4 protein-coding genes are annotated in these 3,445 nt (G+C 65.9%); 1 reads left to right on the forward strand and 3 read right to left on the reverse strand.

What is annotated here, in order from left to right; translation table 11 throughout:
- The 3 genes from AAF481_20295 to AAF481_20305 all read right to left on the reverse strand — a co-directional run.
- Nucleotides 1-335: hypothetical protein (locus AAF481_20295; protein ID MEM7483507.1), on the reverse strand; the 335-nt coding region annotated here is incomplete at its 3' end.
- 192 nt (nucleotides 336-527) lie between these two features.
- Entirely contained in the window at nucleotides 528-1,850 is a 1,323-nt protein-coding gene (locus AAF481_20300; protein MEM7483508.1) for a GNAT family N-acetyltransferase, read from the reverse strand.
- 6 nt (nucleotides 1,851-1,856) lie between these two features.
- Complete coding sequence (locus AAF481_20305) at nucleotides 1,857-2,753, reverse strand: hypothetical protein (GenBank protein MEM7483509.1); 897 nt, start codon at nucleotides 2,751-2,753, stop codon at nucleotides 1,857-1,859.
- 208 nt (nucleotides 2,754-2,961) lie between these two features.
- Here AAF481_20305 and AAF481_20310 point away from each other — a divergent pair.
- The coding region (locus AAF481_20310; GenBank protein ID MEM7483510.1) for a hypothetical protein at nucleotides 2,962-3,445 on the forward strand (484 nt) is incomplete at its 3' end.

The raw sequence follows: 3,445 nt of genomic DNA on the forward strand, positions 1-3,445 counted from the left end.
CAAACCCCTGCGCCGCAAATCGCGTCACAGTCGGCGTTCGTGTTGCAGTTGCAGATGTCGCGCTGCTGCGCGTCCTTGCAGGCTTTTTCCGCCGGAATCTGGATGACCACCGGTTCCTGCAAGAAGATGGGCTCGAACAGGCCTGGCAGGCTCTCGTCCACCGGAGGCAGGCTTTCGGATGTGACCGGTTCGACGACGGTCGGTTCGACACCCGTCGGTTGGCCAGCGTTAGGTGCGACGGCCGCCGTCGAGTCCGTGGGTTGGCCCGCGGCAAGGGTCGAGCCGGCACCGAGCAACAGGGCGAAGAGGACGATCGGTACGATTCGCTTCGACATCACGAGTACCTCCGAGGTTCGTTGGCGCGAACAGCCTGTCTACGATTAACTTGTTTACGGCTAACTTAATCGTAAATAAGTTAGCGACAGGCTTGCACTACGTCAAGCGGGCCTCGATGTGGCGCGTGCCTTCGGCTGCTGGGGCCGCGCTCGGCTGCTGGGGCTGCGCTCCGCTGCTCGGGCTGCGGGTGATCAGCCAGCCCTCTCCAGGAGCTTCTCGCACAGGCCGCGGGCGGCGTAGTGGAGGAACTTCGCCGCCATCGGGCCATAGCTGCGGATGATCTCTTGTAGGTTGCCGGCGCTCAGGGCGAGGACGCGGGCCCCCTCCGAGCCGGTGACAACGTCGCTCATCCGCTGGCCGGCAGTGAAGAAAGCGACCTCGCCGACCAGGGCGCCTCGATCGTTCACCGTGGCCACCGTCTGGCCTTGGTCCTGCACTTCCAGGGTGCCCTCGAGCAGGATGTAGAGGGTGCGGGAGACGTGGCCTTTGAGGATGATCGCATCGCCGGGCTGGCAGTCGAGGATATGGCTCTTGGCCAGGAGAACGCTGGCCTCGTCTTGGGTCAGATCACCGAGGATGCCGGGTAGGCCGGCGAGCCAGCGGAAAATGGCGTTCCAGTGGCTCTCGGCATCATGCCCGCGACTCTTGATCGCCCGCTCTTCGCTGCGCACCAGGGGGAGGATGGCGTCGACCTCATCGTGCGGTTTGGTGCGTCGGGCGATGGCGGAGGCCATCGGCGATCCGATGCGCTGCATGTGAGCGAGGTCGCCGAAGACGATGGCGATCGGCACCAGGGCGCCGCTGGTCGGATGGTTGTAGAGCTTGCCGTAGGGTTGGAAGCCCAGGGTGCGGTAGCGGTTCATCAAGTGCGCCTCGCAGGTGCCGAGCAGCAACTCCAGGCCGTGGACCGCACAGCATTCGAAGGCTTTCCACAAGAGCTGGAAGGAGAGGATGCCGTTGCCACGATACTCCTTGCGCACCAGAAAGCGGGTGATGATGCCGATGTCGCCCTCGTCCACCACCCCGGCGAAGCGAGCGAAATCGTATTCATGGCGGGCCCCGTCGGAGAAGGCCGCCTCGTCGCCGAAGGTGACGCGGACGGTGCCCACCACCTCGCCGTCGATCTCGGCCAGCGCGACCCGGGAGACGGCGTCGTACTCGTCGGTGAGCCAGCGTCTTGCGTGGTCCGCGACGTCGGTGAAGAGCCCCTGGTCGGCGACGTAGAGCTCGTAGCGTAAGCGGTAGACCGCGGCCCTCTCGTCTTCGGTCGTCGCCCAACGGAGGTCGAAGTCCGGGGTCGCTTCGGTGCTCGCCCGAGGGTTGGCGCACCCAGGGTTCGGCTGACCCGTCGCCGGAGCAACGCCTCGCCGCTGCGGAACGGCTGTACGACCTCGCCGGGCTTGGGATGGTGCCTCACTGCGTCGTGTCTCGCGGCGTCGGAGGTAAGTCAGGGCCACGGCGCCCGGCAGAGGGGCTGGCGGTAGATCGCGCTGAACCACTTGGGAAACGTCCATCTCGCATTACCTCCAATAGGGTTTTTCCAGCCAGGAGAAGCCGAAGCGGCGAGCGAACTCGAAGTGCTCGAGCTCGTCGTCGTTGGCGGGTTCTTCGCCTTGCCGGAGCTGGATCCGGATCCTGTTGTCGTCACGCCGCAGGTAGCCGGTGCGGCGCCGCCAATCAGCCGCGCTCCACGATTCCATCGCGCGGTGAACGTCCGGGTGCAGACGCCGAGGGTTGCGAATCACCCAGCCGTCGCCACAGGGGCGCGCCAGGTCACCGGTGCGGAAGCGGTCGGCCAGTAGCGCACCGTTCGGTGCGCGCAAGGAAAGGAGCAGATCCTCGCCGTCAACCTCGGGCTCGACATCGGGTCGTGGGTAGTAGATCAGCTCGCCGTCGGCGTTGCGCTCGCGCGCCATCAAGACGCCGGCGTCGACCTCGGCGGCGCCGAAGTATTGAACGATGAAAAGCTGCTCGACGTGAGGCTCGAGCAGCTCTTGCAGCATCGTCTCCAGGCTGCGCGGGAAGACATAGCCGCCGACCTGCAGCATCAGCGTCTGGGGCAGCGCATGGCCGGCGGCCAGGTGCCGCAGGAGCGCGTCGACCACGAAGAGCGGTTGCGCCACCATGATCACCGGATGGCCGGCCTCGCGGCCGAGCTTCAGGGCGCGGGTCAAGACCCGCGGGCTGAGGTAGGTGTCGACCGAGATGCCGGCGGTGAATCGGCCGAGGGTGGCAGGGTAGGCGTTGATGAACAGCACCGTACCGTCGGCAAACGCCTCGCCCAACTCGGGCCAGCGCTCGCCGGCGGCGCCCAGCATGCCGATCTTGTCGGGCTGCACCTTGCGGAATCCCTCCGGTCCGGTTTGGGTACTGCCGGCCGAGTACGAGAGGACGTCACCAGGTTGGAGATCGAACATCGGATCGCGGGCTCCTGTCGAGCGTTCGGGTCGTTCACAGGAGGACGCGTAGGGGGGCGAAAAAGTGGAACAAGAAATCTGTTGCTTCTCGATGACCTGGCCGCCCCCGGCCTCGATTCGCCTTAGTACGACCGAGATGCCCTCCCCAGACGATCTCGGTAGTATGCTCTCCTACGAGATGTTTAACCCAACCGATCGAGGCGCTCTGGTGAAGATCGACCTCCATCTGATGCTCGTCGTGGTGATCCTCCTGATGCCCCCTCCGACGCTGGCACAGCCACCCGTACCCGTCGGCGGCGAGTTTCAGGTCAACTCCTTCACCACGTTCAACCAGCTCTTTCCCGCGGTGGCGGTCGAGGCCGGAGGCAACTTCGTGGTGGTGTGGCAAAGCGAGGCCCAGGACGGGTCGGACACCAGCATCCATGGCCAGCGCTACGCGTCGGACGGCTCGCGCCTCGGCGGCGAGTTCCAGGTCAACTCCTACACCACGTCTCGCCAGAGCTTACCCGCGGTAGCGGTCGAGGCTGGCGGCGACTTCGTGGTGGTGTGGGAAAGCAACCTCCAGGACGGGTCGGTCTACAGCGTCCAGGGCCAGCGCTACGCGTCGGACGGCTCGCGCCTCGGCGGTGAGTTCCAGGTCAACTCCTACACCACGTCAGCCCAGGCCCGTCCCGCGGTGGCGGTCGAGGCCG

The sequence above is a fragment of the Acidobacteriota bacterium genome (assembly GCA_039030395.1).
GTDB lineage: Bacteria > Acidobacteriota > Thermoanaerobaculia > Multivoradales > JBCCEF01 > JBCCEF01.